The organism is Oleiphilus sp. HI0061 (assembly GCF_001635675.1).
The window spans coordinates 1-250 of the sequence record NZ_LWFE01000708.1; the positions used below are offsets into that span (position 1 = coordinate 1).

General features: G+C 46.0%; 1 protein-coding gene. It reads left to right on the plus strand.

The features are described 5' to 3' along the window. The coding region (locus A3735_RS08935; protein WP_255375157.1) for an EF-Tu/IF-2/RF-3 family GTPase at nucleotides 1-250 on the plus strand (250 nt) is incomplete at both ends.

A 250-nucleotide genomic window follows, 5' to 3' on the forward strand; every position in this document is an offset into this window, starting at 1 on the left:
CGGGTCGAGTTGAGCGTGGTATCATCAAAGTTGGTGAAGAAATCGAGATTGTTGGTATCAAGGAAACTCAAACCACTACTTGTACTGGTGTTGAGATGTTCCGTAAGCTTCTAGACGAAGGTCGTGCGGGTGAGAACGTTGGTGTTCTTCTGCGTGGTACTAAGCGTGACGAAGTTGAGCGTGGTCAGGTTCTATGTGTGCCTGGTTCTGTTAAGCCTCACACTAAGTTTGAAGCTGAAGTATATATCTT